Raw genomic sequence first — 1,915 nt, 5'->3', positions numbered from 1 at the left:
CTGGCGGTGCTCCAGTACGGCACCAAGATCGCCGAAGGCCCGACCATGGAAGTCTCGCAGGACCCGAAGGTTCTGGAAGCCTATCTGGGCGCAGCGCATGAGCTGTAGCTCACCGCCCATGTATCTGGCATGAAGGAGCATAGAGGATGGCGGCATTACTGGAAGTGGAACATATCAATGCGGGATACGGCTTCCTGCAGGTGCTGTGGGATGTGTCCCTGAAGGTGGAGAAAGGGGAATTCGTGTGTCTGCTGGGCGCCAACGGCGCCGGCAAGACCACCACCTTGCGCACCATCGCCGGCTTTTTGAAGCCGACCGCCGGCGACATCCGCTTTGAGGGCCAATCCATCGCCAAAACGCCGGCGTATCAGATCAGCCAGATGGGCATCAGCTTCGTCTCCGAATCGCTGAACCTCTTCACCAACATGTCGGTGCGCGAGAACCTCCTGCTGGGAGCATATCGGGTGCTGGACAAGAAAAAGCAACTGCAGGCGCTGGACTTTGTCTACAGCCTCTTCCCCCGGCTGAAGGAGCGCGAGCGGCAGTTGGCCGGCACTATGAGCGGCGGAGAACGCAAGATGCTGGCCATCGCCCGCGGCATGATGTCCATGCCCAAGCTCCTGCTGGTGGACGAGCCGTCACTGGGATTGGCACCGCAGGTGGTGGTCACCGTCTTTGAGGCGCTCCAAACCCTGCAGAAAGAGGGCGTCACCATCCTGTTGGTGGAGCAGAACGTCCCCAGCACCCTGCGCATCACCGATCGCGGCTACGTCATGGAGCAGGGGAAAATCGTGTTGGAAGGCCCCAGCAAGGAGCTTATGAATAACGAGCATGTGCGGGTGGCCTATATGGGTATTTAATGCCCGGTCCATCATTCCACGTGAGGAAGGGTAAGGATGGAAGCCACACGGGTTCAACCTTCGTTTTTGGAAAAGGTCATGCTGAATATGCGCGCCCGGCCGGCGGCCTGGATCGTCATCGCCATGACCGTGGGATTTCTGGTCATTATCGGCATCTTCGCCGGCCCCTCCCAGCTAGTCAACACCATCGTCACCGGCGGCATGTGGGCGCTGATGGCCGTCGGCCTGGCGCTGGTCTTCGGAGTGATGAACATCCCGCATTTCGCCCACGGCGAATCCTTCATGATCGGGGCGTATGTCGCATATTTCGTCTTTACCCCGATCCAGGCCTATCTGCGGGAGAATCCCAATCCGTTGCTCAGCGCGGTCGGCCCATTGATCGGCTGGATCGCCGCGGCCCTGGTGGGCTTCGTGGCCGGCGCCGTGATAGAGAAGCTCGTCTTCTATCCCCTGCGCACGCGCACCCGTCGAGGATGGGTGATGAACACCTTCCTGCTGACAGTGGGCATCTCATTCATACTGGTCTACGGCGCCAACCTGATCCTGGGGCCGAACTTCCGCGGTGTGTCCAATTACTGGGATGTCCCGCCTATCGTCATCGGAAGCGTCCGCCTGACCATGGAGCGCATCGCCGCCTTTGTGGTGGCTATTGTCGCCATCGTCGCCTTCTGGATATTTCTCGCCAACACGCGCACCGGGCGCGCCATCCGCGCCGTCGCGCAGGATGAGATGGGGGCCGAGATGGTGGGCATCAACCTGAACTTCATTTACACGCTCACCTTTGCGCTGGCGACGGCTATGGCGGCGCTGGCCGGCGCCTCCCTGCTGTTCATGTTCCCCGCCTATCCCACCGTCGGCTTGAAACCCCTCTACTTCGCCTGGTACGTGGTCATGCTGGTGGGATTGGGCAACGTGCAGGGGGCCATCGTGGGCGGCTTCATCGTGGCGGTCCTGCAGACGCTGACCCAGCAGTTCTTCGGCGTGTCCTATGAGGATGTGGTGCCGGTGGTGGTGATGATCCTGGTGTTGTTGTTGGTCCCCAACGGCATCTTCGG

At 60.7% G+C, this 1,915-nt stretch carries 3 protein-coding genes; all 3 read left to right on the top strand.

Going from position 1 to position 1,915, the window contains the following annotated elements; genetic code table 11:
- On the top strand, positions 1-108 hold a 108-nt coding region (locus H5T60_14450), incomplete at its 5' end, for an ABC transporter ATP-binding protein (protein ID MBC7243631.1).
- 38 nt (positions 109-146) lie between these two features.
- On the top strand, positions 147-860 hold the full coding sequence (locus tag H5T60_14445; protein ID MBC7243630.1) for an ABC transporter ATP-binding protein: 714 nt from the start codon (positions 147-149) through the stop codon (positions 858-860).
- A 36-nt stretch (positions 861-896) separates the two neighbouring features.
- Positions 897-1,915, top strand: a 1,019-nt coding sequence (locus tag H5T60_14440) for a branched-chain amino acid ABC transporter permease (GenBank protein MBC7243629.1), incomplete at its 3' end; no start/stop codon positions are given.

The sequence above is a fragment of the Anaerolineae bacterium genome (assembly GCA_014360855.1).
Lineage (GTDB): Bacteria > Chloroflexota > Anaerolineae > JACIWP01 > JACIWP01 > JACIWP01.
The sequence above is the reverse complement of the archived record's forward strand: the minus strand, read 5'-3'. Positions and strand labels throughout refer to the sequence as shown.

Excerpts from the sequence above, each read along its gene's own strand:
- H5T60_14445 (MBC7243630.1), top strand. The coding sequence starts at position 147 with ATGGCGGCATTACTGGAAGTGGAACATATCAATGCGGGATACGGCTTC.